This window comes from Streptomyces smaragdinus (genome assembly GCF_009604385.1).
In the GTDB taxonomy this organism is placed as follows: Bacteria; Actinomycetota; Actinomycetes; order Streptomycetales; family Streptomycetaceae; genus Streptomyces; species Streptomyces smaragdinus.
Window position 1 is genome coordinate 1 of record NZ_WEGJ01000064.1, and the last position, 23,905, is coordinate 23,905.

Annotated in this window: 25 protein-coding genes and 1 pseudogene; 12 read left to right on the forward strand and 14 right to left on the reverse strand. The window is 71.4% G+C overall.

Features of this window, described 5'->3' with window-relative positions:
* Window positions 1–265: 265 nt before the first annotated feature.
* On the reverse strand, window positions 266–883 hold the full coding sequence (locus SRB5_RS36910) for an anti-sigma factor family protein (RefSeq protein ID WP_194293115.1): 618 nt from the start codon (window positions 881–883) through the stop codon (window positions 266–268).
* A complete protein-coding gene (sigE, locus tag SRB5_RS34255) occupies window positions 880–1,668 on the reverse strand; it encodes an RNA polymerase sigma factor SigE (protein WP_153457527.1) in 789 nt (262 codons plus the stop codon). Before sigE ends, SRB5_RS36910 begins: the two co-directional genes overlap by 4 nt.
* A 324-nt stretch (window positions 1,669–1,992) precedes the next feature.
* Between sigE and SRB5_RS34260 the strand changes: the two genes are divergently transcribed.
* Window positions 1,993–2,574, forward strand: coding sequence for an O-methyltransferase (locus tag SRB5_RS34260; RefSeq protein WP_323378958.1), 582 nt, complete (start codon window positions 1,993–1,995; stop codon window positions 2,572–2,574).
* Between the two features lie 103 nt (window positions 2,575–2,677).
* On the opposite strand, the gene SRB5_RS34265 is transcribed toward SRB5_RS34260, so the two are convergent.
* Window positions 2,678–2,845 (reverse strand): DUF3117 domain-containing protein, encoded by a 168-nt coding sequence (locus SRB5_RS34265; RefSeq protein WP_153457529.1) that lies wholly within the window; start codon window positions 2,843–2,845, stop codon window positions 2,678–2,680.
* Window positions 2,846–3,141: 296 nt separating this feature from the next.
* Here SRB5_RS34265 and chcB point away from each other — a divergent pair, with 296 nt between their 5' ends.
* On the forward strand, window positions 3,142–3,957 hold the full coding sequence (gene chcB, locus SRB5_RS34270) for a 2-cyclohexenylcarbonyl CoA isomerase (protein WP_153457531.1): 816 nt from the start codon (window positions 3,142–3,144) through the stop codon (window positions 3,955–3,957).
* Window positions 3,958–3,964: 7 nt separating this feature from the next.
* Here the strand turns inward: chcB and SRB5_RS34275 are convergent, their stop codons facing one another.
* Entirely contained in the window at window positions 3,965–4,534 is a 570-nt protein-coding gene (locus SRB5_RS34275) for a DNA-3-methyladenine glycosylase I (protein WP_323378959.1), read from the reverse strand.
* A complete protein-coding gene (locus SRB5_RS34280; protein ID WP_323378960.1) occupies window positions 4,531–4,872 on the reverse strand; it encodes a DivIVA domain-containing protein in 342 nt (113 codons plus the stop codon). Before SRB5_RS34280 ends, SRB5_RS34275 begins: the two co-directional genes overlap by 4 nt.
* A gap of 393 nt (window positions 4,873–5,265) precedes the next feature.
* Here SRB5_RS34280 and folP point away from each other — a divergent pair, with 393 nt between their 5' ends.
* A complete protein-coding gene (gene folP / locus SRB5_RS34285; RefSeq protein WP_194293116.1) occupies window positions 5,266–6,078 on the forward strand; it encodes a dihydropteroate synthase in 813 nt (270 codons plus the stop codon).
* A gap of 7 nt (window positions 6,079–6,085) precedes the next feature.
* Here folP and SRB5_RS34290 read toward each other — a convergent pair whose 3' ends face one another.
* Together SRB5_RS34290 and dapE are read right to left on the reverse strand one after the other, a co-directional pair.
* Window positions 6,086–6,910 carry a TIGR00730 family Rossman fold protein gene (locus tag SRB5_RS34290; RefSeq protein ID WP_153457535.1) on the reverse strand — a complete coding sequence of 275 codons (825 nt, stop codon included), beginning with the start codon at window positions 6,908–6,910 and terminating at the stop codon, window positions 6,086–6,088.
* A gap of 34 nt (window positions 6,911–6,944) precedes the next feature.
* Window positions 6,945–8,024, reverse strand: a complete 1,080-nt coding sequence (dapE, locus tag SRB5_RS34295) for a succinyl-diaminopimelate desuccinylase (protein ID WP_153457537.1) — start codon at window positions 8,022–8,024, stop codon at window positions 6,945–6,947.
* Window positions 8,025–8,098: 74 nt separating this feature from the next.
* On the opposite strand from dapE, the gene SRB5_RS34300 reads away from it, so the two are divergent.
* Entirely contained in the window at window positions 8,099–8,992 is an 894-nt protein-coding gene (locus tag SRB5_RS34300) for a heavy metal transporter (protein ID WP_323378962.1), read from the forward strand.
* A gap of 306 nt (window positions 8,993–9,298) precedes the next feature.
* Window positions 9,299–9,628, forward strand: a complete 330-nt coding sequence (locus SRB5_RS36915) for an ATP-binding protein (protein ID WP_228390664.1) — start codon at window positions 9,299–9,301, stop codon at window positions 9,626–9,628.
* Between the two features lie 140 nt (window positions 9,629–9,768).
* Here SRB5_RS36915 and dapC read toward each other — a convergent pair whose 3' ends face one another.
* Together dapC and fdxA are read right to left on the reverse strand one after the other, a co-directional pair.
* Entirely contained in the window at window positions 9,769–10,863 is a 1,095-nt protein-coding gene (dapC, locus tag SRB5_RS34310; protein ID WP_323378963.1) for a succinyldiaminopimelate transaminase, read from the reverse strand.
* Window positions 10,864–10,968: 105 nt separating this feature from the next.
* On the reverse strand, window positions 10,969–11,295 hold the full coding sequence (fdxA, locus tag SRB5_RS34315; RefSeq protein WP_323378964.1) for a ferredoxin: 327 nt from the start codon (window positions 11,293–11,295) through the stop codon (window positions 10,969–10,971).
* A 139-nt stretch (window positions 11,296–11,434) separates the two neighbouring features.
* Between fdxA and SRB5_RS34320 the strand changes: the two genes are divergently transcribed.
* Both SRB5_RS34320 and SRB5_RS34325 read left to right on the forward strand, forming a co-directional pair.
* Entirely contained in the window at window positions 11,435–12,433 is a 999-nt protein-coding gene (locus SRB5_RS34320; RefSeq protein WP_456114922.1) for a GNAT family N-acetyltransferase, read from the forward strand.
* A 23-nt stretch (window positions 12,434–12,456) separates the two neighbouring features.
* Window positions 12,457–13,287 carry a transglutaminase-like domain-containing protein gene (locus tag SRB5_RS34325; RefSeq protein WP_323378966.1) on the forward strand — a complete coding sequence of 277 codons (831 nt, stop codon included), beginning with the start codon at window positions 12,457–12,459 and terminating at the stop codon, window positions 13,285–13,287.
* A 294-nt stretch (window positions 13,288–13,581) separates the two neighbouring features.
* On the opposite strand, the pseudogene SRB5_RS34330 reads toward SRB5_RS34325, so the two are convergent.
* From SRB5_RS34330 to SRB5_RS34350, 5 genes and pseudogenes are all read right to left on the reverse strand, one after another.
* Window positions 13,582–14,727 (reverse strand): annotated as a pseudogene (locus SRB5_RS34330) (ABC transporter ATP-binding protein); the annotation flags it as partial.
* 12 nt (window positions 14,728–14,739) lie between these two features.
* A complete protein-coding gene (locus SRB5_RS34335) occupies window positions 14,740–15,804 on the reverse strand; it encodes an ABC transporter ATP-binding protein (RefSeq protein ID WP_323378967.1) in 1,065 nt (354 codons plus the stop codon).
* A 10-nt stretch (window positions 15,805–15,814) separates the two neighbouring features.
* A complete protein-coding gene (locus SRB5_RS34340; RefSeq protein ID WP_153457547.1) occupies window positions 15,815–16,792 on the reverse strand; it encodes an ABC transporter permease in 978 nt (325 codons plus the stop codon).
* Between the two features lie 116 nt (window positions 16,793–16,908).
* Entirely contained in the window at window positions 16,909–18,708 is a 1,800-nt protein-coding gene (locus SRB5_RS34345; protein WP_153457549.1) for an ABC transporter substrate-binding protein, read from the reverse strand.
* 100 nt (window positions 18,709–18,808) lie between these two features.
* A complete protein-coding gene (locus tag SRB5_RS34350; protein WP_153457551.1) occupies window positions 18,809–19,837 on the reverse strand; it encodes an ABC transporter permease in 1,029 nt (342 codons plus the stop codon).
* A gap of 504 nt (window positions 19,838–20,341) precedes the next feature.
* Between SRB5_RS34350 and SRB5_RS34355 the strand changes: the two genes are divergently transcribed.
* The 5 genes from SRB5_RS34355 to SRB5_RS36920 form a co-directional block, all read left to right on the forward strand.
* Complete coding sequence (locus SRB5_RS34355; RefSeq protein WP_153457553.1) at window positions 20,342–21,343, forward strand: hypothetical protein; 1,002 nt, start codon at window positions 20,342–20,344, stop codon at window positions 21,341–21,343.
* A gap of 138 nt (window positions 21,344–21,481) precedes the next feature.
* The gene (locus SRB5_RS34360; RefSeq protein ID WP_323378969.1) at window positions 21,482–21,676 is read left to right on the forward strand and encodes a hypothetical protein; all 195 of its coding nucleotides are present in this window, start codon (window positions 21,482–21,484) and stop codon (window positions 21,674–21,676) included.
* A 49-nt stretch (window positions 21,677–21,725) separates the two neighbouring features.
* Window positions 21,726–22,592 carry an N-acetyl-1-D-myo-inositol-2-amino-2-deoxy-alpha-D-glucopyranoside deacetylase gene (gene mshB, locus SRB5_RS34365; protein WP_153457557.1) on the forward strand — a complete coding sequence of 289 codons (867 nt, stop codon included), beginning with the start codon at window positions 21,726–21,728 and terminating at the stop codon, window positions 22,590–22,592.
* The gene (locus SRB5_RS34370) at window positions 22,589–22,957 is read left to right on the forward strand and encodes a DUF6113 family protein (protein ID WP_407704028.1); all 369 of its coding nucleotides are present in this window, start codon (window positions 22,589–22,591) and stop codon (window positions 22,955–22,957) included. Before mshB ends, SRB5_RS34370 begins: the two co-directional genes overlap by 4 nt.
* A 150-nt stretch (window positions 22,958–23,107) precedes the next feature.
* A partial coding sequence (locus SRB5_RS36920) for a DUF4429 domain-containing protein (protein WP_228390666.1) occupies window positions 23,108–23,905 on the forward strand: 798 nt, incomplete at its 3' end.

Sequence of the window (23,905 nt, forward strand, 5' to 3'; positions counted from 1 at the left end):
CGACGAGCGGACCTTCGTGTCCATCGCCGTGATACTGCCGATGGCGCCCGCCCAGCAGGCCGAGCAGCACAAGACCCTCACCCAGGTGCAGGGCGTCTACCTCGCCCAGTACCACGCCAACCACGACACCAACCCCCCGCCGGCTACGGCAACAACGCCACCCCGAAACGGGCAGCCGCAGGAGGGCAACCCGCCCGCCCCGCAGGCACAGGGACGGCGCGACGCCCCCCGACCCCCACTCCCGCCGGAGGCGAAAAACCACGCCTCAGTTCAGCGCCGTCCGCCGCGGCCCCGGCGACGGATCCGGGGCCAGAACCCCCGTGGGCCGGAACGTCGCCGTCGAGGGATACATGAGCTGCGAGGCGGAGCCGAGGCGAGCCGAGGCCGGGGCCACGTAGCGCTCCTCCCCTGCCGAGGGGCCGGGGTCGCCGACCGGGGAAGGGGACGGAGACCCGATCACCGCGCCGCCCAGGGCGAAGGCCGCGAACGCCGCGCCGCCGACCGCGGCGAACGCCAGCCGGCGGCCGCGGCCACCGCTCCCGCGCGGTATCTCGTGGATCCGGAAACCGGTCCCCGAAGCCGGCGGCTCCGCCACCGGGAAACCGCCGCCGCCCCCGAAGGGACCGCGGTCCAAAAGCTCGTCGTCCAGCCCCGGCAGCCCCTGCAGCCGGGCCAGCAGTCCGTCCGACGGCGGTGGCGGCGCCACCGACAGGGCGGACTTCAGCTGCCGCTGCGCGTCGGCCTCGGCCTTGCACCGGCAGCACGTCACCAGATGCGCCAGCACCCGGTCCCGGTGGTCATGGCTGAGCTCGCCGTCCACCAGGGCGGCGAGTCTGTCTCCCAGATGCTGCTCGGCGGGCGAGGGCCCGCCCTCCACGCTCACGCGATCCTGCCCTCCTCGCCTGCGGACGGGGTAACGGCGGTAAGTGAGCGCTCGGCCCGGGCCTGGGGCGACCGATGCTTGAGGGCCTTGCGCAGATGCGAGCGGCCGCGGTGGATCCGGCTGCGCACGGTGCCCAGCTTCACCCCGAGGGTCGCCGCGATCTCCTCGTACGACAGTCCCTCGATGTCACACAGCACGACCGCGGCCCGGAACTCCGGCGCCAGGGTGTCCAGCGCCTGCTGGACGTCGGCGTCGAAGTGGGTGTCGTTGAAGTGCTGGTGCGGCGTGGGCTCGCGGCTGGGCAGCCGCTCCGCCGCGTCGTCGCCCAGGGCGTCGAAGCGGATGCGCTGCTTGCGCCGGACCTGGTCCAGGAAGAGGTTCGTCGTGATGCGGTGCAGCCAGCCCTCGAAGGTGCCCGGCGTGTACGTCGACAGGGAGCGGAAGACGCGGACGAAGACCTCCTGGGTGAGGTCCTCGGCGTCGTGCTGGTTGCCCGTGAGCCGGTAGGCGAGGCGGTAGACCCGTCCGCTGTGGGTGCTGACGATCTCCTCCCACGAGGGCGGAGTCCAGCCCGCAGCCCCGGCCGGGTCGTCCACCGTGAAGGTCGCGGTGGTGGGCGCGGTCACGGGGTCGGCGGCGCGGGTGTTGTCAGCGGTGTCGGTCACGGATTTCGGCTTGCCCGAAGGCCGGTGGAACAGTCGCGGCAGTACGCCGCGCTCACCGGTCGTCCGGCACGCCGCACCTCCCCTGTCGGCTCTGGTGATGTCCAGTAGGCCCCCTACCATAACCACCTCACCCGTTAGCTCCGGATAAGCTCATCCGCTCCGGCTTTTGCGGTGTTAAGCCCGGTTCAAGAACCGGGGCTCTCGCACTCGCACGCACTTACCTCCCGCTTAACGCACGGACCGCACGGCGGGTTCCCGGCGCCAACGGATACAGTCACGCCAGGCGTTACCCGGGGCGCGGCCCACGGGGACGGCAGGAGCGGAGCGGGAGGGGCCATTACCGGCAACCGGCAGGCGAACTGGTCGTTCGCCGAGGCGTACGGCGCGGCGGGGACGGCCCGTACGTCTCAGCACGCCCAGCACGCCGGGCTCGACCGCGCCGCGGTGGCGTCGAGCGTGCTCTGGGCCCGTCAGCGGGCCCGTGAGGCGGGCGTCACACCGGCCTCGGACGGCACCTGCGCCGCGCTGCGGCTGCTGGCGGCGACGGCGGACGCGAAGTCCGTGGTGGAGATCGGCACCGGCACCGGGGTCTCGGGCGTCCACCTGCTCCAGGGGATGCGGCCGGACGGGGTGCTCACCACGGTCGACCCGGAGCCCGAGCTGCAGCAGTTCGCCCGGCAGGCGTTTCAGGCGGCGGGGTTCGCCCCGAACCGGGCGCGGCTCATCGCGGGCCGGGCGCTGGACGTACTGCCGAGGCTGGCGGACGGCGGTTACGACCTGGTGTTCGCGGACGGTGATCCGTGGGAATCCGTAGAGGTTTTTGCTGAATCGTTGCGCCTGCTGCGTTCGGGTGGTCTCGTCTGTTTCGCCGGGGTTTTCGCCGAGGGCCGGACGGTCGATCCGGCGGTGCACCGGGGCGAGGTGCTGAAGCTGCGGGAGCTGCTGCGGGCCGTCAAGGAGAGCCCGGCGCTGCTGCCCGCGCTGCTCCCCGTGGGTGACGGTCTGCTGTGCGCGGTCAAGCGCTGAACCGTACATCCGCCCGCCGCGAGGGACGGGCGGACGTACGGAAATGACACCGCCCCGGCCGTAGGGCTGGCCGGGGCAGCTGTGTATGGTGACGTCGGCTTCGTCAGCCGACGACGTCCTTGAGGGCGTCGCCGAGGGCGTTCGCCTCATCGGGAGTCAGCTCGACGACGAGCCGCCCGCCGCCTTCGAGCGGAACGCGCATGACGATGCCCCGCCCCTCCTTGGTCACCTCGAGCGGGCCATCACCCGTCCGCGGCTTCATGGCCGCCATGCTCGTTCCCCTTCCTGAAACCAGCTTGTCGAACACAATTGTTCTCGGCCATTATCCCGCATCCCTGGTCCCGATGACCAACATCGGTTCGCATCGACTGCGCAACGCGCATTCGCAAAACCACTCAATTCGGCGACCGGACTGCGATACTGCCCCCTTCCCGGTCCGAACCCGGCCGGGAAAGATATCGCGCAGATCACACCCGGCCGCCGGATGTACTCCCCCGTTCTCCGTCATCCTGACGGAAGACCGGGCGTGCCGGCCCGGACCGTATGCCGCGACGAAGGGGTGCCGAGATGGCCGAGGCCGCCACCGAACCTGTCCTGTACGACGTGACCGAGGGTCTGGCGACCATCGCGCTGAACCGCCCGGAGGCGATGAACGCGCTGAACATCGCCACCAAGGTGGCCCTGCGCGACCGGCTGCGGGAGGCGGCGGCGGACGCCGCGGTACGGGCGGTGCTGCTGACGGCGACGGGCCGGGCGTTCTGCGTGGGCCAGGACCTCAAGGAGCACATCGGGCTGCTCACGGCGGACGCGGCCTCGGACGGGCCGTCGCAGGTCATGAACACGGTACGTGACCACTACAACCCCATCGTGACGGCGCTGGCCACCATGCCCAAGCCCGTGGTCGCCGGGGTGAACGGCGTCGCCGCCGGGGCGGGCGCGGGGTTCGCGTTCGCGGCCGACTACCGGGTGGTCGCCGACACCGCCTCGTTCAACACGTCCTTCGCCGGGGTGGCGCTGACCGCCGACTCCGGCGTCTCCTGGACACTCCCCCGGCTGATCGGCCCGTCCCGCGCCGCCGACCTGCTGCTCTTCCCCCGGTCGATCACCGCCGACGAGGCACGTGAGCTCGGGATCGCCAACGCCGTGGTGCCGGCGGCGGAGCTCGCGAAGGAGGCCCGGGCGGTCGCGGAGCGGCTGGCGGCGGGGCCGACGGCCGCCTACGCGGCGATCAAGGAGTCCCTCGCGTACGGCGCCGGCCACGGGCTGGCGGACACCCTCGCGAAGGAGGAGGAGCTGCAGGCCCGCGCGGGCTCGTCGGCGGACCACCGGATCGCGGTGGAGGCCTTCGTCGCCAAGCAGCCGCCGCGGTTCTTGGGGCGCTGAGGTCCCGCTAGCGGGCGCAGCAGTCCGCCAGGTGGTCGTTCACCAGGCCGCAGGCCTGCATCAGCGCGTACGCCGTCGTCGGGCCGACGAAGCGGACGCCCCGCCGTTTGAGCTCCTTGGCGAGGGCCTTCGACTCGTCGGTCACCGCCGGGACGTCCGCCAGGGTGCGGGGCGCCGCGGCGGCGTCCGGCGCGTACGACCAGATCAGCTCGTCGAGCTCGCCGGGGCCCCAGTGCGCGAGCGTCTTCGCGTTGGCGAGGGTCGCGGCGATCTTGAGGCGGTTGCGGACGATGCCCTCGTCGGCCAGCAACCTCGCCTCGTCGTTCTCGTCGAACGCGGCCACCTTGCCGATGGCGAAGCCGGCGAAGGCGGTGCGGAACGCGGGGCGCTTGCGCAGGATCGTCAGCCAGGACAGGCCGGACTGGAACGCCTCCAGGCACAGGCGTTCGAAGAGCGCGTCGTCGCCGTGGACCGGGCGGCCCCACTCCGTGTCGTGGTACGCGACGTACTCGGGCGCCGACAGGCCCCAGGGGCAGCGGGCCTTCCCGTCCTCGCCGGTGATCGCGCCGCCGGTCACCGGGGGTCCTCGGGGGTCTCCGCGGCGTCGGGGGCCAGGGCGGCCTCGGCGCGGACACCGGCCAGGGCGGCCTCCAGCTCGGCGATCCGCGCGTCGCGCTCCGCGAGCTCGGCGGCCAGCCGGTCGAGGGCGTCGTCGACCTCGGCCATGCGGTAGCCGCGCAGGGCCAGGGGGAGGCGGAGGTGGTCGACGTCCGCACGGGCCAGGGGGCGGTCGTGCGGGAGGGGGTCGGCGAGGAGTTCGGGTTCGGGGTCGGTGAGGGCTTCGCCTCCGCTCAGGAGGACCAGGGTCACGGCGGCGACCACGGCCACCATGGCGATGAGCAGGAACCAGAACACGGGGGGCTCTCCGAGGGTCGGGGGCTCGGGGCGTCAGCCTATGCGGGGCGGGCGTCGCGGTTCCAGTGCGGTTGCGCCCCCGGCGCGGTGGGGGTGTGTCGGTTGCGCCGTGCGCGTCGGCCCCCGCGCCTTCGGCGCGGGAATGTTCCCGCCCGCAGCCGCCCGTTGCCGGTCCCCGGGGGCACCGTGGCCGACGCGGAGGCATCCCCCCGGGGCGTTGCGGACGGATCCGCCTCGTCGCGGTCACCCCCGCTGACCTGCGTGTCCGGCCGGGGGTTCGGGGGTTGTCCCCCGGGCGGGCGCAGTATGGTCCTTGAGGGATCTCTGGGTTAGGGAGTGAGCGCGTTGCTGCGACTGGGTAAGCGGGAGTTCGGCGTCCACGAGCCGGTCATCATGGCCATCGTCAACAGGACGCCCGACTCCTTCTACGACCAGGGCGCCACCTTCCGGGACGAGCCCGCCCTCGAGCGCGTGGAGCAGGCCGTCGCCGACGGGGCCGCGATCATCGACGTCGGCGGGGTGAAGGCCGGGCCCGGGGACGAGGTCGGGCCCGGGGAGGAGGCGCGGCGGGTCGTGCCGTTCGTCGCCGAGGTACGGCGGCGTCATCCCGACGTGGTGATCAGCGTCGACACCTGGCGCCATCAGGTCGGCGCCGCCGCCTGCGAGGCCGGCGCGGACCTGCTGAACGACGCCTGGGGCGGCGTCGACCCCAAACTGGCGGAGGTCGCGGCCCGCTACGGCGCGGGGCTGGTGTGCACGCACGCCGGCGGGGTGCAGCCCCGGACGCGGCCGCACCGGATCGCGTACGAGGACGTGATGGCCGACATCCTGCGGGTCACCGTGGGTCTGGCGGAGCGGGCGGTGGAGCTGGGCGTGCCGCGCGAGGGCATCCTCATCGACCCGGGGCACGACTTCGGCAAGAACACCCGGCACTCCCTGGAGGCCACCCGCCGGCTCACGGAGATGACGGACACCGGCTGGCCGGTGCTGGTGTCGCTGTCCAACAAGGACTTCGTCGGCGAGACACTGGACCGCCCGGTCAAGGAGCGGGTGCTGGGCACCCTCGCCACCACGGCGGTCTCCGCCTGGCTCGGCGCCCGGGTGTACCGGGTGCACGAGGTGGCGGAGACCCGTCAGGTGCTGGACATGGTGGCGTCCATCGCGGGCCACCGGCCGCCGGCGGTCGCCCGCCGGGGCCTGGCCTGAGGATCCGTCACGGCACGGGGCGCCCGGGCGTCTCCCGGTCGCCCTGGGCCGCCATCTTCGACACCAGCCGCACCGCCTCGTCCACGTCGTCGGTGAGGTGGAACAGCTCCAGGTCCGACTCGGACGCCGCGCCGTGCGCGATCACGGTCTCCCGCAGCCAGCCGATCAGCCCGCGCCAGTAGTCGGTGCCGAACAGCACGATCGGGAACCGGGTGATCTTGCCGGTCTGGACGAGGGTCAGCGCCTCGAACAGCTCGTCCATGGTCCCGACCCCGCCGGGCAGCACGACGAACCCCTCCGCGTACTTCACGAAGCAGGTCTTGCGGACGAAGAAGTACCGGAAGTTGATCCCCAGGTCGACGAACGGATTGAGCCCGTGCTCGAACGGCAGCTCGATGCCGAGGCCCACGGAGAGCCCGCCGGCCTGCAGCGCGCCCTTGTTGGCGGCCTCCATCGCCCCCGGCCCGCCGCCGGTCATCACCGCGAAGCCCGCCTCGGCGAGCGCCCGGCCGATCTCCACGCCGCGCTCGTACCAGTGCGAGCCCGGTGCCGTACGGGCCGAGCCGAACACCCCGATCGCGGGACCGATCTCGGCCAGCGTGCCGAAGCCCTCGACGAACTCGGCCTGCATCCGCATCACCCGCCACGGGTCGGTGCGCACGTAGTCCGCGGAGCGCGGCGGGCTGTCCAGCAGATGCTGGTCCATCGTGCCGTGCTGGATCCCGCTGCGCCGCCGGACGACCGGCCCGCGGCGCTGCTCCCGCAGGGGCTTTATGACCTCGAGCGGATCGGTGGCCTCCGCGGAGTCCGGGGCTTCGGACGACTCACCCATACGACGTCTCCCTCCGTACGATCTCTGGCCCAGGTTAGGCGGACAGCCAGGCCCGCAGGCGCTCGGCGCAGTCCAGGATCAGCGCCGTGTCCACGTGTTCGTCGCGCTTGTGCGCGTAGTTCGGGTCGCCGGGGCCGTAGTTCACCGCGGGGACGCCCAGGGCGCTGAAGCGGGAGACGTCCGTCCAGCCGTACTTGGGCCTCGGCTCGCCCCCGACCGCCTCGATGAACGCCTTCGCGGCGGGGTGGGACAGGCCCGGCAGGGCGCCGGGGGACGAGTCGTCGACGTACAGCTGCGTGACGCCGCAGCCCTCGAAGTACTCGCGGACGAAGGCCAGCGCCTCGTCCTCGTCGCGGTCCGGCGCGTAGCGGAAGTTGACCGTGACCACGCAGGCGTCGGGGATGACGTTGCCGGCCACGCCGCCGGAGATCCGGATGGCGTTCAGGCCCTCCCGGTACTCGAGGCCGTCGATGACGACCGTGCGCTCCTCGTACGCCGCGAGCCGGGCCAGGATCGGCGCGGCGGCGTGGATGGCGTTGCTGCCCATCCAGCTGCGCGCGGAGTGGGCGCGCTCGCCGGCGGTGTGCAGCATGACCCGCAGGGTGCCCTGGCAGCCGCCCTCGACCTGGCCGCTGGAGGGCTCGAGCAGTACGGCGAAGTCGCCGGCCAGCCACTCGGGGTGCCGTTCCGCCAGCCGCTTGAGGCCGTTGTGCTCGGCGGCGACCTCCTCGTTGTCGTAGAAGACGAACGTCAGGTCGCGGTTCGGCGCCGGCAGCTGGGCAGCCAGCCAGAGCTGGACGGCGACGCCGGACTTCATGTCGGAGGTCCCGCAGCCCCAGAGGATGCCGTCCGAGTCCAGCCGGGAGGGCAGATTGTCCGCGATCGGTACGGTGTCAAGGTGTCCCGCGAGCACGACGCGCTCCGCGCGGCCCAGGTCCGTACGGGCCACGACGGCGTCGCCGTCCCGGTCGACGCTCAGGTGCGGCAGACCGCGCAGGGCGTGTTCGACGGCGTCCGCGAGGGGCTTCTCGGTGCCGCTGACGGACGGGATGTCGACCAGCCGCGCGGTGAGCAGCGCGGCGTCCGGGCTGAGGTCCAGTACGGGTTGCTCCATGCCCCCGACAGTACCCGGCGGGACCTTCGCACCCGCCCGTTCGCCCGGCCGGGGGGCCAGGCTACGGTGGCGGCGTGCAGAACCCCGTCCGCCGCCGCAGCAGCCGCGTGCTCCTCGCACTCGTGGTGCTCTGCGGGCTGGGCGCGTATCTGGTGATCCATCTGACCACCGGCGGCGGCGCCCCGCCGCGCTGCACCGTGCGGGACGCCGAGACCGGCGAGTCCCGCGACTTTGAGCCCGAACAGACCGCGAACGCCGCGACGATCAGCGCGGTGGCCTCCGCGCGCGGGCTGCCGCCGCGGGCGGTGACGATCGCGCTGGCCACGGCGATGCAGGAGTCGGACCTGTACAACATCCGGCACGGCGACCGCGATTCGCTCGGCCTCTTCCAGCAGCGGCCCTCGCAGGGCTGGGGCAGCGAGGAGAAGATCCTCGATCCGGTGTACTCCGCCGGGAAGTTCTACGAGCATCTGGCGAAGGTCCGCGGCTACACCCGCCTCCCGCTGACCGTCGCCGCGCAGCGCGTGCAGCGCAGCGGCTACCCGCAGGCGTACGCGAAGCACGAGCCGGAGGCCGCGCTGCTCGCCGGGGCGCTCACGGGCCACCGCCCGGCCGCGCTGACCTGCACCACGGCCAGGGGCGCCGAGCGGGAGCCGGGCGACCCGAAGACCGTACGGGAGCGGCTGGCCAGGGAATTCGGCGAGGAGCTGTTCGTCCGTCCCGACGGCGGGGGCGGCGGGCGGAGCGTGCGGGCGGCCGGGGGGAACGTCGTCATGGTGCCGGTCGCCGGGGAGGACCCGACGCGGCGCGGCTGGGAGCTGGCCCACTGGGCGGTGGCGCACGCGGCCGAACTCCGGCTCGCCGAGGTGGCGTTCGGGGACCGCGTCTGGTCCGCGGAGGAGTCGGGCGAGGGCTGGCGCGAGGCCGCGGAGCCCTCCGCGGACGTCAGGATCGCGACCGTCCACTAGTACGACCGGTCCCCCTGGGGAGTTAACCCGATCATGCGACAGGGCCGCCTTCCGGCCCCTTCCCGGCAGCCGCTCCCCGGGCCCCGAATCGGCGTGAATCCGCAGGCCGTACGGCTGTTACGGGGATCGACGGGACGTCCGTTTTTCCCGGGTTCCTCCGGAAACCGATTATGCGACGCATTACCAACTCTTTACCCGGGCCGACCGAAACCTTCCCGGCTGTCACGCGGTAGTCACAGCGTCCGCACGGCGGGCACCTGAAACACAACGGAACACCGCATTGGCACTTCCCCCCGAAGGAGCATCATGTCTCTCCCCTTCTCGCGCCGTATCGCCCGGGCCGCCCTGATCGTCGCCGCCGGCGGCGCCTCCGTCCTCGGCGCCGCGGGTGCCGCGAGCGCCACCACGGGCGTGAACGGGCTGGACGCCGACGCGCTGACCGGCACCGCCGCCACCGCGACGGACGTCGCGAGCGACACCGTTCTGCCGACCGCCACCCAGACCGCCGGCACCGTCGTGGAGACCGCGACGAAGTCCGGCGTCCCGGCCGCCCAGGGTGTGGCCGGCAACGCGGCCACCGCCGCCCAGGGCGCCCTGGCGAACGCGCCGACGAAGAACCTCCCGCTGGGCGGCTGACCCCGGATCTGCCCCGCGACGTTACGCCGGGCACCCCGGCCGACCCCTGTTTGTCCGGCTGGGGGTCCGGGGGTCATCCCCCGGAAAAACGCAGTGCGAAGGGCCCGGCGAGCATCCGCTCCCGGGCCCCGCGCATGCCCTCAGGCCAGCCGCCGTACCGCCTGCTCGACCCGCTCGTCCGTCGCCGTGAAGGCGAACCGTACGAAGTCCTTGCCCGCGGGCCCGTAGAACTCCCCCGGCGCCACCAGGATCCCGAGCTCCGACAGCGCCCCCACCGTCTCCCAGCAGGGCTCCCCGCGCGTCGCCCACAGATAGAGCGACGCCTCACTGTGCTCGACCGTGAAGCCCGCCCCGGTGATCGCCTCCCGCAGCGCCGCCCGCCGCCGCCCGTAGCGCTCGCGCTGCTCGTCCACATGCGCCTGATCCCCCAGCGCCGCGACCATCGCCGCCTGCACCGGGTACGGCAGGATCATCCCGGTGTGCTTGCGGATCGCCAGCAGCTCCCGGACCAGCGCCGGATCGCCGGCGAGGTACGCGGCCCGGTAGCCCGCGAGGTTGGAGCGCTTGGACAGCGAGTGCACGGACAGCAGCCCGTCGTGGCTGTCGCCGCACACCGACGGGTGCAGCACGGACACCGGTTCGGTCTCCCAGCCCAGCTCGATGTAGCACTCGTCGGAGACGACGACGATGCCGTGCGTACGGGCCCACGCGACGATCCGCGCCAGCTCCGCGGCGCCCAGCGTGGCGCCGGTGGGGTTGCCCGGGGTGTTCAGCCAGAGCAGCTTCACGCGCGCCGGGTCGAGGTCGGCGACCGGGTCACGGTACGTCACGGGCTCCGTCCGCGCGACCAGCGCGCCGATCTCGTACGTGGGGTAGGCCAGCTCCGGGTAGGCGACCTGGTCACCGGGCTCCAGGCCCAGCAGGGTGGGCAGCCAGCCGACGAGTTCCTTGGAACCGATGAGCGGCAGCGTCGCGGCCGGCTCCACCGCGGCCCCGAGCCGGCGGCCGAACCAGCCGGCGATGGCCTCGCGCAGCGCGGCCGTACCCCAGGTGAGGGGATAGCCGGGGCTGTCGGAGTGCGCGGCCAGGGCCTCGCGGATCACGTCCGGCACCGGGTCGACGGGCGTGCCCACCGACAGGTCCACGATGCCGTCGGGATGGGCGGCCGCGGCCGTCTTGTACGGCTCCAGCCGGTCCCACGGGAAGACGGGCAGCCGGTGCGACACAGGGCGCACGAGGGGTTCCTTTCGGGAGGTGCGGAACGGACCGGTCCCCGGGCGGGAGCGGCGGCTCCCGCCCGGGGACCGGACGGCGTTGTTACGGTCGGCGGGACCGCCGGATCACTCCGCGTGCTCCTGCGGGGGCAGCGCGGCGATGAACGGGTGGTCACGCTCGATCAGGCCGAGCTTGGAAGCGCCGCCGGGCGAGCCGAGCTCGTCGAAGAACTCGACGTTGGCCTTGTAGTAGTCCTTCCACTCCTCCGGAGTGTCATCCTCGTAGAAAATCGCCTCAACCGGGCAGACCGGCTCGCAGGCACCGCAGTCGACGCATTCGTCCGGGTGGATGTACAAGGACCGCTGGCCCTCGTAGATGCAGTCGACGGGGCACTCCTCGATGCAGGCCTTGTCCTTGAGGTCCACACAAGGCTCTGCGATGACGTAGGTCACGCTGTTGTTCCTCCTCGATAGGGCGCGGCGTCCCCTTGACGGACTGCGCCGCGGGCGCGCGGGAGCGCGGCGTCGTCGATGCCCGCGTCTAGTATCTCCGCTCCAGGGCATGGAACGAACAGGAGGGGCGGGGAACACTGTGGAATTCACCACTGGAGGCCGGCTCGAAATCCGTATCACCCCGGCTGACGTGGGGAAACGCGTATCGGTACGACGGCTGACGGGATCGGGTGTCTCCGGGGAGAGATTCACCGACGCGATCGGGGTGCTCACATCCTGGGACGCTGGGGTCCTCGGTCTCACCAGGCGGAACGGCGAGATCGTCCGGGTCGACGAGGAATCGGTGGTCGCGGCCAAGGTGGTGCCGTCCGCCCCGGCCCGCCGCCGCGGACCCGCCGCGAGCGTCCGCGAGCTCACCCGGGTGGCGGCACGCGGCTGGCCGGCGACCGAGACCGCCGCGCTCGGCGGGTGGACGCTGCGGGCGTCGGGGGGCTTCACCCGGCGGGCGAACTCCGTGCTCGTCGAGGGGGAGCCCGGGATGCCGCTGGACGAGGCGCTGGCGCGCGCGCAGGCGTGGTACGGGGCCAGGGGGCTGCCGGTGTACGTACAGACGCCCACGGGGGCGCCGGGGGCCGAGGAGGAGCTCGTGGCGGCGCTGGACGCCCGGGGGTGGACGGCGCAGGCGCACACGGACGTGCAGATCGCCGCGCTGGCGCCGGTGGCGGACCGTCCCGGGGACGGCGTGGCGCTGGCCCGGCGGGCGGACGACGGATGGTACGGGCTGTACCACCGGGCGGGAGCGGTGAGCGCGGACGCGGAGCGGGTGCTGCACGGGGGGCCGTCGGTGTGGTTCGCGACGGTGCCGGGCGCCTCGCCCGGGCGGCCGGCGGCGATCGGGCGGTGCGTGGTGGACGGGCGGTGGGCCGGGTTCGCGGCCGTCGAGACGGCGCCGGAGCAGCGGCGGCGGGGGCTGGCCACGCGGGTGATGGCGGCGCTGGCGGCGCGGGCTCTGGACGAGGGGGCCTCGGCGGCGTATCTCCAGGTGGAATCGGACAATGAGGGAGCCCGTGCGATGTACGCGGGTATGGGCTTCTCCACCCATCACAGTTACCACTACCGCCTGAGCCCGCAGGGCTGACCCTCCTACAGAACAGGGCACCCGTGACATTCGATCCGCGCCGCGCCTTCGCCGAGGCCGCCCGTGAGGACCGCCCCGACCTGGCCCTGCTGTGCCTGCTGCTGGGCACCGAGGCCGATCCGGGGTTCGGTGAACGCGGCATCGACGAGGCGCAGATCGAGCTCGACCGGCTGGCGGGACTGCTGCCCTTCGCCCCGGGCGACCCGCACGGCTGGGCCCACGCCACGGCGGACCTGCTGGGCGGGCGGCTCGGCTTCCACGGCACGCCCGGCGACTACCGGAAGCTGGAGTCGTCGCTGCTGCACGAGGTGCTGCGGCGCCGCCGGGGGCTGCCCATCCTGCTGTCGGTGGTGTGGATCGAGGTCGCCCGGCGGGCCGGTGCGCAGGTGTACGGGGTGGCGCTGCCGGGGCACTTCGTGGTCGGGTTCGGCGATCCGGGGGCGCCGGGCGGGCCGGTGCTCGCCGACCCGTTCGACGGGGGGCGGCCGCTGACGCCGCAGGACACGGAGACGCTGGTCGTGGGGGCGACGGGGCAGCCGCTGACGCCGTCGATGCTGACGCCGGCGGGGCCGCTGGACATCGTGCTGCGGGTGCTGAACAACATCCGGGCGTGGGCGGCCTCCCGGCCCGAGCGCTCCGACGTACAGCTGTGGGCGGTGGAGCTGTCGCTGCTGCTGCCGGCGCATCCCGCCCGGCTGCGCCTCGAGCACGCGCAGCTGCTGGTCGACCGGGGTGACTTCGTCACCGGGGCGGGGGAGATGGACGAGTACGCGGAGATCGTCGGGGCGGTGGACCCGGGGGCGGCGGGCATCATCCGCGATCAGGCGCGGGCGGCGCGGTCCCGGCTCAACTGACGCCCGTACCGGGCACGGTGGACATGGCGAGACCCGCGCCCGGTGATGCCAGGGTGTGGGCGCGGGTCTCTCGTCACTGAGCTCGGGTCAACGGGCGTCAGTGGCGTCCTCGGTGACCTCCGCGTCGGCGGTGTCCTCGGCGTCGGCCTCGGCGGCCTCAGCTTCGGCGGTCTCGGCCTCGTCCGCGGTGTCCTCGGCGGCTTCGGCAGCCTCCTCGGTGGCCTCGGCCTCGACCGTCTTGGTGACCTCGACCTCGGTCTCCGCCGCGGCCTCCTTCGAGACCTCGGCCTTCGCGTCCTCGGGCGACTCCGCCGGAGCCGGGACCGCCAGGTCCTCCTCCAGCGCGATGAGCGCCTTGTCGAGGACGATGTCCTCCTCGCGGGCCTCGGTGGTCGGGTCCTCCGGGAAGTGGCAGGCGGTCAGATGACCGCTGCGGTTCCCGCTGATCTGCACCAGCGGCGGCTCCTGCGAGGCGCACACGTCCTGCGCCTTCCAGCACCGGGTGCGGAACCGGCAGCCCGACGGCGGGTTGATCGGCGAGGGCACGTCACCGGCGAGCCGGATGCGCTCGCGGCTGAGGTCCTGCTCCTCCGTCAGGTCCGCCTCCGGCACCGCGGACAGCAGCGCGTGCGTGTACGGGTGACGCGGCCGGTTGTAGATCTCGTCCCGGTCGCCGACCTCGACGACCTTCCCGAGGTACATCACCGCGACGCGGCTCGAGAAGTGCCGGACGATCGCCAGGTCGTGCGCGATGAACAGGAACGCGATGCCCAGTTCCCTCTGCACGTCCTGGAGCAGGTTGACGACCTGCGCCTGGATCGACACGTCCAGCGCCGAGACCGGCTCGTCCGCGACGATCAGCTTCGGCTCCAGGGCGAGCGCCCGCGCCACCCCGATGCGCTGGCGCTGGCCGCCGGAGAACTCGTGCGGGAAGCGGTTGTAGTGCTCGGGGTTGAGGCCGACGATCTCCAGCAGCTCCCGGACCCGGGCCTCGCGGCCGCCGGCCGGGTTGATGCCGTTGATCTCCATCGGGCTCTTGATGATCGTGCCGACCGTCTGCCGCGGGTTCAGCGACGAGTACGGGTCCTGGAAGATCATCTGGATCTCGGACCGGATCGGCTCCAGCTGCTTGCGGCTGGCGTGCGTGATGTCCTGTCCACGGTACGAGATCCGCCCGGCGGTGGGCTCGAGCAGCTTGGTGATCAGCCGTCCGGTGGTGGACTTGCCGCAGCCGGACTCGCCGACGAGGCCGAAGCTCTCACCGGCGTGCACGGTCAGATCGACGCCGTCGACCGCCTGCACGGCGCCGACCCGGCGCTTGATCGGGAAACCGCCGTAGATCGGGAAGTGCTTGGTCAGCCCGCTGACCTCGAGCAGCTTCTCTCCGGTGGGCACCGTCTCGGCCGGCTCCGACTTCTCCAGGGTGAGGTTCTCACTCATGTCTCGTACTCCCTAGACCAGCCGGGGCTTGATCTGCTCGATGAAAAACGTCTGCTTCTGGTCCGCCGTGAGGTGGCATGCCGCGGCGCGGCCCGGCTCCAGCTCCGGGCGCTCGCTCGCGCACCGGCCGTCGGGAACCTCGTCGGTGAAGCCGCACCGGGGGTGGAACGGGCAGCCCGTGGGCGGGTTGAGCAGGCTCGGCGGGGTGCCGGGGATGGGGCTGAGCTTCTCGTTGACGTCGCTCGTCAGCCGCGGCATCGAGCTCAGCAGACCCCAGCTGTAGGGGTGCCGGGGGGCGTGCAGCACCTCGTTGCGCGTGCCGCGCTCCACCGCCCGGCCGCCGTACATCACCATGATGTCGTCGGCCATGTCGGCGATGACGCCGAGGTCGTGGGTGATGAAGATGATCGCGGAGCCGAACTCCTGCTGCAGGTCCTTCAGCAGGTCGAGGATCTGCGCCTGCACCGTCACGTCGAGCGCGGTGGTCGGCTCGTCCGCGATGATCAGCTCGGGGTTGCAGACCAGCGCCATGGCGATCATGGCGCGCTGGCGCATACCGCCGGAGAACTGGTGCGGGTAGTCGTCGACGCGGGTCTTGGGCTGCGGGATGCCGACCTTGTCGAGCATCTCGATGGCCCGGGCCCTGGCCTCCTTCTTGGAGGCGCCGGTGTGCTTCATGTACGGCTCGGCGATCTGCCGGCCCACCGTGTAGAACGGCGAGAGCGCCGTCAGCGGGTCCTGGAAGATCATCGCCATCTTGTTGCCGCGGAGCCGCTCCAGCGTCTTCTCGCGGGCGCCGATGAGCTCCTGGCCGTCCAGGGTGATCTGGCCGGTGATGTTCGCGAACTCCGGGTTGTGCAGACCCAGGATCGACAGGTTCGTCACCGACTTGCCGGAGCCGGACTCGCCGACGATGCCGAGCGTACGGCCCTTCTCCAGGTCGAAGCTGAGGCCGTCGACCGCCTTGACGAGCCCGTCCTCGGTGGAGAAGTGCACCCGCAGGTCGCGGACCGAGAGGAAGGGGTCGCCGCCGTCGGACTGTGCCGGGACTCCCTCGGTCTTGGTGAGTGTGGTCACGAGATCTCTCCTAGCCGAGGCGCACGCGCGGGTCGATGTAGGCATACGCGGCGTCGACGACCACGTTGAGCAGCAGAATGAAGGTCGCGCCCACGAGCATGACGCCCATGGTGAGCGGGAGGTCGATGTTGGTCACCGACTCGACCGCCAGCCGGCCGATTCCGGCGAGGCTGAAGGTCAGCTCGGTCACGATCGCTCCTCCCAGCAGGCCGCTCAGGTCCATGCCGAGGATCGTGACGATCGGGATCATGGCGCCGCGAGTGGCGTAGCGGAAGAAGACATAGACGCGCGACATGCCCTTCGCCCGGGCCGTGCGCACGTGCTCCTCCTGAAGCTGCTCGATCATGGTCGACCGCATCAGACGGGTGTACTGCGCGGTGAAGATCGTGGACATCACGAGCCAGGGGATGAGCAGGCCCAAGAACCACTTGCCGACGCCGTCGGTGATGGGGAAGTACTTCGGCGCGTCGAGCCAGCCGTGGTTCCACACCACGAGGCCCATGACAATGGGACCGAGGAAGTAGATCTGGAAGGAGCTGAGCACCAGCGACAGGGAGCTGAAGCCCTTGTCGATCAGGGTGCCCTTCTTCCAGGCGGCGATCATGCCGGTGCCGAGGCCGACCACCAGGAAGACGACGAAACCGCCGACAGTGAGGGACAGCGTGGTGGGGAACCGGTCGACGATCGTGTCCCAGACCATCTCACGGCTGTGGAAGGAGACTCCGAGGCACGGGGCGTCGCACTGGCCGATCTCGAAGGTACGGCCGACGAAGATGCCCTTCATGAATTCCCAGTACTGCACGGGAATCGACTCGTCGAGACCGAGGTTGCGGTGGATCAGATCGATCTGCGCCGGGCCGCAGTTCTTCCCGCACGAGAGGTACGCCGGGTCACCGGGCAGCTGGAAGAAGATGACGAACGTGACCGCGCTGATCAACAGCAGGATCACGAGGGCGCCGATCGTCCGGCGAAGGAGGAATTGAAGCATGAAGGTTCGCTGCTCTCAGGACGGCGGCGTGGACAAGAAGGTGGTACGAGAGCTGGGGCGTCCCCGGGGGCACACGCTCCGCCGTGTGTGCGCCCCCGGGGACAATTAGCCGAGCTTTACTTCTTCACGTACAGCTTGTTCCAGTCGTAGTAGCTGGTGAACGAGTTGTACTCGGCACCGCCGACCTTCGAGCCCTGGATCATGAACTGCTTGGTGAAGTACAGCGGGACCGCCGGGTTGACCTGCTCCACGATGTAGTGGTGCAGCTTGTTCCACTCGTCCGACGCCTTGGCCGGGTCCGTGATCGCGGAGATCCGCTTGATCTCGGAGTTGACCTTCGGGTCGTTGATGTGCGAGTAGTTCGACGCACCGTCCTGGATCTGCGTGCCGTCGTACGACGGCGGGATGACGGTGCCCGGGGAGGCCCAGTCCTGACCCCAACCGGTCATGTAGAGGTCAAGACCGTTCTTGATCTTGCCCATCTGCTCGTACCAGGTGGCCTGGTCCTTCTCCTGCTTCGAGACCTTGAAGCCGGCCTCGGTCAGCGCGTTCTCGATGACGACGGCCTGCTCCTGGCGGATCGGCGTGTTCGCGTAGGCGTACTTCAGCTCCATGCCGACCTTGCCGGCCTCCTTCAGGAGCTGCTTCGCCTTCTCGATGTCACCGGTGGGCTTCTTCAGCTTGTTGAACGGGTCGTACTTCGCCTCGAAGCCCGGCAGGGTCGGGGCGAGCAGACCACCGGCGATCTCACCACCGTAGGAACCACCGTCGATACGGACGAGCTCGCCGTTCGGGATGGCGTAGGTGATCGCGTCACGGACCTTCTTGTCCTTGATGCGGTCCATGTTCATGTTCAGCTGCCACACGTAGGGCTGGTAGCCCTGGATCGTGCGGGCCATCATGGCCTTGTCCTTGGTGACCGTGGGCACGTTGGACGTGTCGATGCCACCGGTGAAGGCGATCGCGGCCTGGTCCACGCCACGGTCCGACATGATGTGCTTGTCGATGTCGCCCGGGTCGTGGTTGAACTCGATGTAGAACTTGTCGACCATCTGCCGGCGGACCGAGTCGGTCGCCGGGTCCCACTTGTCGTTCTTGACCAGGGTCAGCGACTTGCCCGGCTTGTACTCGCCGATCTTGTACGGACCGAGGGCCTTGGGGGCCTTGTCGTACTTCTCCTTCGTGTCCTTCTTCTCGGGCACGATGGCGTAGCCGGCCATGGCCAGCGCCTGCGGGAAGTCCGGCTGGGCCGACTGCAGGTGGAAGATGACCGTCTTGTCGTCCGGCGTCTCCAGGATGGTGTCCGGGAGGTGCTTGCCCTTGAACGGGCCGTCCGGCAGCGCCTTGCGGTAGTCCGTGCCGGAGCCGGCCAGCCACTGCTGGATGTACGACGGGCCGTCCGTGATGAACGGGGCGAACTGACGCTCGAAGGTGTGGCGGACGTCCTTGGAGGTGATCGGGTCACCGTCCTCGTCGGTGATGCCGTCCTTCAGCGTGTACTTCCAGGTCTTGCCGCCGTCCTCGGTGAGACCGGTGTCGGTGGCGAGGTCACCCGCGACCTGCTTCGTACCGTCGTTGTTGACGCGGTTCGCGGTCAGACCGCGGTGCAGGATCGTGGAGAGCAGACCGGCGTCGGAGACGTAGATCTGGCCCGGGTCCAGGTGGGAGACGTCGTCCTGCGAGTAGACGGTGAGGGTGCCGCCCTGCTGGGCGCCCTTCACCGGCTCCGCCGGGCCCGTCGACTCCTCGGCGGTGGCGAAGGTCAGCGCTTCCTGCTGCTCCTTGGCGTTCTCCTGCCCGACGGTCTTGTCGTCCTTCTTGTCTTTGCTGCCCTCACTGCAACCAGTGAGCGCGAGCGAGCCGGCCACGAAGGCCACCGCTATCGCACGCGTGGTTCTCGAGCGAATCGGGTTCATGACGTCGAATCCACCTGCCTGTCGATTGTTTGACAACTGCGCTGCCTGACGTACCGGTCGCCCGGGGGCGGGGTGGCAGCCCCCCTGTACAAGCGGGCGATCAACGCCCTGATTTGGGGTCGAAGGCGTCGCGCACCGAGTCACCGAAGAGGTTGAAGGCGACCACGAAGATCACCATCGCCACACCCGGGAAGAACATGTAGGTGGGTGCGTTCTCGTAGATGTGTCCGGCCTTGGCGAACATCCGCCCCCAGTCCGGGGTGGGTTCGGTGAAGCCGACGCCCACGTAGGAGAGGAAGGCCACCGACAGCATCGTGCCGGGCAGCAGGTACGTGCCCTGCACCAGAATCGGTGTGACGACGTTGGGCAGCAGCTCCTTGCGCAGGATCCGCCACCGGGAGGCGCCCGCGACCCGGGCGGCCTCGACGTACTCCCGCTCGCGCAGGCTCAGCGTGACGCCGCGGATCAGCCGGGACATACCCATCCAGCCGAGGAACCAGAGCACCGCGATGATGGAGAAGGCCCGGATGTACGTCGGCACCTCCTCGTTCCTGCCGACGAAGAGCGACACCACGACCGGCGTGACCGCGATCATGAACAGCTGGCTCGGGAAGGACATGAAGAAGTCGGTGATGCGGCCCAGCCAGTAGTCGGTTCGCCCACCGGCGTAACCGCCGATGAGGCCGATGATCACGCCGGTCACGACCGTGACGATGGTGATCAGGAGAGCCATGTAGAGCGTCGTGCGCATCCCGTAAAGCAGCTGCGTGAACACGTCACGGCCCAGCCCCGGCTCGACACCGAACCAGAAGTCGCCCGAGATGCCGCCGTTCGGCCCGCTGGGCAGGCCGTAGTCGTCGAGGAGGTCGAAGTCCTTACGCGCGTAGAGCGTGTACGGGTCCTTGCCGTACAGCTTCGAGATCACCGGAGCCAGTGCGGCGATCAGGAAGAAGAACAGGACGACGCATCCGGAGATGACGCCCGTACGGTCCCGCTTGAAGCGGATCCACATGAGCTGGCCGGGCGAGCGGCCCTCGAGCTTCTTCGCATCCGCGCCGGCCGGCATCGGAGCTTCGGCTACGAGGCCGGCATCCTCTCCGACCACGGCAGCCTGGGATGGACTTGTCATTGGATCTGTGCCCCCGGCTCAGTTCGTGGTGAACCCGTGGCATGGGAGTGTGCCTTGGGATGTCCGGACTTTCGCAATCGATTCATCCCCCAGTCAAGGGGGTGGCCGGGGAAGTTGCAGGGGTGAAATGCTTCTTGAGCGGAAGTTTTGCAGATTGAGGTCCATACGTGCTTGACACGGAGCCGAGCCGTCCGGCATTCCGGACATCTCCTGATCAAGCGCGTTAACATTCAGGCAACTTGGCTGTCGCATCTCCGATATACGAACGCGCCACCCTGAGGAACGTACGGCCGTGCGGGTGCCGTAGTCCGGCCGGGGCGTTCCAGGACGCCCCGGCCGGAGCTCCCGGACCTTGTGGCATGCCCTGTACAGGTGTAGACCTGGTGGCCGGATGCGTCTCCTGGTTCCGCTGTCGTCTGCGGTGGTTCCCCTCGCGTCGTCGCTCCGGGGGCGACGACGCACGAGCCGCTCCTCTTCACGACGGCACCGGGGGCCGGCGCACACATGGTTGACGGACACATACTCGGGCGCGGCGCGCGCTGGTTCGGCAGTTTCGCCTGCGCGCTGCTCGCCCTGCTCTCGCTGGTCTGGATCGGGCGGGACCTCACCGTCACCGGATCCCTGCCCGATCTGTGGTGGTCCTGGACCGGCCTGCCGGCCGACCGGCCGGACGGGGTCCTGGTCAGCTCCCTGTACGACCCGGTGCTGGTCGTCGTGTACGCGGTGGCCGCCGCGACCGCGATCCGCTCCTCCGCCGCCGCGGGCATCCTGGGCTGCGCCGCCGTCGTCACGGTGGCACTGCGCGTCCCCGGGCTCTGGGCACTCAACGAGGACTGGCTGCGGGCGCCGGGCGGGCTGGACAGCGAGCTGCGCAACCAGGCACTGCTGAGCGCCGGCGCCGCCGCCACCCTCGCCACGGTGCTGCTGATCTCCGTGGCGGCCGCCCGCCGCCCCGCCGACGCGGACACCGGCTACGGGCTGCTGTCCCCGGAGGAGCGCCCGCCGCCGGCGCCGGGGGACGCGGCGGCGTTCGTCGCCTCGTTCTTCCTGTGGGTGGCGGCCGTCGGGATCGGCGGCTGGACCGTGTACGACGCGGTGGACACGGGCTGGTCGGCGTACTGGCACCAGCTCACCGGCGAGGGCACCCTCGGCTCGCTGCTCCAGCCGCCGCCGGCGTACGGGAAGTGGTTCACGGTGGGGCTGTGCCTGACCGCCGCCGTGGGCGCGCTGCTGCGGGCGCCGCTGTCGCGGCCGATGGGGATGACGGCGAGCGCCCTGGTGCTCGGCCTGGGCGGCGCGGACACCGCCCGGCAGCTGCGGGCGAAGGTCTTCGAGGACTTCGGGGCGCTGCCCACCGACCGGGCGCTGAGCGTGATCACCGCCCTGGTCCTGCTGCTGGCGGGGTTCGCCGCGCTGTGGGCACTGGCCGGACGGGCCCCCGAGGACCCGATGGCCCAGCCGCTGACCGGTTGGCGGGAATCCGGTTCGGCTCCCCCCAACTGGTAATCTACTGCCGCCTGTTGGGTCTGCGCCCCCTCCCATGCCCCTGTGCGCCTGATTTTGCGCGAGCACGGTTAGTTAAGATGCGTAGCGCTCTGTGGGTATGCAAGCTCTGGGTTGTCGTCGGTCTGGGAGGTGAGCCACGTGGCGCTGTCGATCTCGCTTGTGCTGCTGTTGGGGATCGTCGTCGTCTTGCTCATCAGGAAGTCCGGCCTCAACGCCGGTCACGCCGTCGTCTGCATGCTGCTGGGCTTCTACATCGCGGGCTCCTCGCTCGCGCCCACGGTGCAGGAGACCGTGTCGGGGGTGACGAAGATGATCAGTGACATCGACTTCTGACCCACCGGTCACGTCCCTGCCGCCGGGCCCCAGGCCGTAATCTGGCGGCATGAGTGCACCGCTGCCCGACCGCAGGATGCTGCTGGTCCACGCGCATCCCGACGACGAGTCGATCAACAACGGCGCCACCATGGCCCGGTACGCCGCCGAGGGTGCCCTCGTCACGCTCGTGACCTGCACGCTCGGCGAGGAGGGCGAGGTCATCCCGCCCGGGCTGGCGCATCTGGCGCCGGACCGGGAGGACCGGCTCGGCGAGTACCGGATCGGTGAGCTGGCGGCGGCGATGGCCGAGCTCGGCGTCACCGACCACCGCTTCCTCGGCGGCCCCGGGCGCTACCGGGACTCGGGGATGATGGGCCTGCCGCAGAACGACGCCCCGCGCGCCTTCTGGGGGGCCGACGTGGACGAGGCGGCCGGGCTGCTGGCGGACGTGATCCGCGAGGTACGGCCGCAGGTGCTCGTCACGTACGACGAGAACGGCGGCTACGGGCACCCCGACCACATCCAGGCGCACCGGGTGGCCATGCGGGCGGTGGAGCTCACCGCGGACGAGCCGTGTGCGGTGGCGAAGGTGTACTGGAACTGCGTCCCGCGCTCCGTCCTCGACGCCGGCTTCGACCGGCTGCGCGCGGCGGACGGCCTCTTCCCCGGGATCGCGTCGCCGGACGACGTGCCCGGCGTGATCGACGACGCGCTGGTCACGGCGCGGATCGACGGCGGCCCGTATACGGCGGCCAAGGCGGCGGCGATGAAGGCGCACGCCACCCAGATCGCCGTGGACGGCCCCTTCTTCGCCCTCTCCAACGACCTCGGGCAGCCGCTGCTGGGCACCGAGTACTACCGCCTGGTGCGCGGTGCCTCCGGCGCCCCGGCCGGTGAGCTGGAGTCGGATCTCTTCGCGGGGGTGGCGGCGTGACGGCGCCGCGGCTGCTCGGTATGGCGGGACTGGTCGTGCTGGGGGTGCTGGCCGGGGCGGGCGGGACGCTGATGCAGGCGGCCTGGTTTCCCGGCGGGCTGGTGCTGGCCGTGCTCGCGATCGGCGCGCTGTGTCTGGGCGGGGTGCGGCTGACGGGCACCCGCGGCGGCGGGTTCGCGCCGGCCGGGGGGTGGATGCTGGCGGTGCTGCTGCTGCTCTCGACCCGGCCGGAGGGCGACTATCTGCTGGGGGCGGGGGGCGGGTCGTATCTCTTTCTGCTCGGCGGTATCTTCGCCGCTGTGATCTGCACCACCGTTCCGCCGGTGCCGCCGCACACTCCCGACGGGGTCAAACTCGCCCGCTGACGTGGGCGTTTGGGCCCCTTCGGGCCCACCGCCGGCCGATACGTTCAACCGCTCCGGACATCCGCGGACGCGCCGCCCAGTAAGGTTGTGCGCGCCGCCGAGTTCCCCGCGCATGCCTGACGGGGGGCGGAGCCGATCAGGAGACCTGCCTTGAGCCGAGAAACTGACAGTCCGCCGCCCGGCGGCGACGCCCCGTACCCGCCCGGGACCCCGCCCCTCCCCACGCGGGACGGGCAGCGGGCCGGTGCGGACGCCCCGGGCGCCGATGACGGCCCCAGGACCGAGACGACGCTCACGACCCGGATCCGGATCAACATCCCGGGGTCGCGGCCGATCCCGCCGGTGGTCGTGCGTACGCCCGTCGAGGGCGGCGCCCCCGAGGAGGGGCAGCCGGCCGAGGACCGGGGCGCCGCGGCTTCGGCCGCCGCGCCGGGCGGCCCGTCCGGTTCGCCGGGATCATCCGGTACGTCCGGTGCGTCCGGGTCCGGCGGCGAGAAGGCCAGCGACTGGTTCGCGCCGCGCAAGGGCTCGGACGAGCGCCCGCCCGCCGGCGGCCCCCCGCCGCGGCACGACGCGGCGCCGCCCGTGCCGGACACCCCGCGGTTCGACGGCCCGCGCGACACCCCGCCGGCGCCCGACGCCCCGGCCGAGTCCACGCCGCCGTTCGGCACGCAGCACGACACCCCGCCGTCCGAGTCGACGCTGCGGATGCCCCCCGTGCGCACCGACGGCCACGGGTTCGCGGCCGACGACCCCACCAACTCCTCCCCGGTACGCCCCTCCGGCCCCACGAGCGGCCCGGCCACCGGCGGCTTCCGCCTGCCCCCGCTGCACTTCAAGGCGTACGACGCGAAGGCGTCCTTCGACGGGACGGCGGTGTCCTTCCGCTGGTTCTGGACGGGTGCCTCCTCCGCGAAGTGGAAGGCCGGCGACCAGACGTTCGCGGTG

Bases quoted from the DNA above. Each gene is read 5' to 3' on its own strand.
- sigE (WP_153457527.1), bottom strand. From the start codon at position 1,668: ATGGTAGGGGGCCTACTGGACATCACCAGAGCCGACAGGGGAGGTGCG.
- SRB5_RS34265 (WP_153457529.1), bottom strand. From the start codon at position 2,845: ATGGCGGCCATGAAGCCGCGGACGGGTGATGGCCCGCTCGAGGTGACC.
- chcB (WP_153457531.1), top strand. From the start codon at position 3,142: ATGGCCGAGGCCGCCACCGAACCTGTCCTGTACGACGTGACCGAGGGT.
- folP (WP_194293116.1), top strand. From the start codon at position 5,266: ATGGCCATCGTCAACAGGACGCCCGACTCCTTCTACGACCAGGGCGCC.
- SRB5_RS34290 (WP_153457535.1), bottom strand. From the start codon at position 6,910: ATGGGTGAGTCGTCCGAAGCCCCGGACTCCGCGGAGGCCACCGATCCG.
- dapE (WP_153457537.1), bottom strand. From the start codon at position 8,024: ATGGAGCAACCCGTACTGGACCTCAGCCCGGACGCCGCGCTGCTCACC.
- SRB5_RS36915 (WP_228390664.1), top strand. From the start codon at position 9,299: ATGTCTCTCCCCTTCTCGCGCCGTATCGCCCGGGCCGCCCTGATCGTC.
- SRB5_RS34340 (WP_153457547.1), bottom strand. From the start codon at position 16,792: ATGCTTCAATTCCTCCTTCGCCGGACGATCGGCGCCCTCGTGATCCTG.
- SRB5_RS34345 (WP_153457549.1), bottom strand. From the start codon at position 18,708: ATGAACCCGATTCGCTCGAGAACCACGCGTGCGATAGCGGTGGCCTTC.
- SRB5_RS34350 (WP_153457551.1), bottom strand. From the start codon at position 19,837: ATGACAAGTCCATCCCAGGCTGCCGTGGTCGGAGAGGATGCCGGCCTC.
- SRB5_RS34355 (WP_153457553.1), top strand. From the start codon at position 20,342: ATGGTTGACGGACACATACTCGGGCGCGGCGCGCGCTGGTTCGGCAGT.
- mshB (WP_153457557.1), top strand. From the start codon at position 21,726: ATGAGTGCACCGCTGCCCGACCGCAGGATGCTGCTGGTCCACGCGCAT.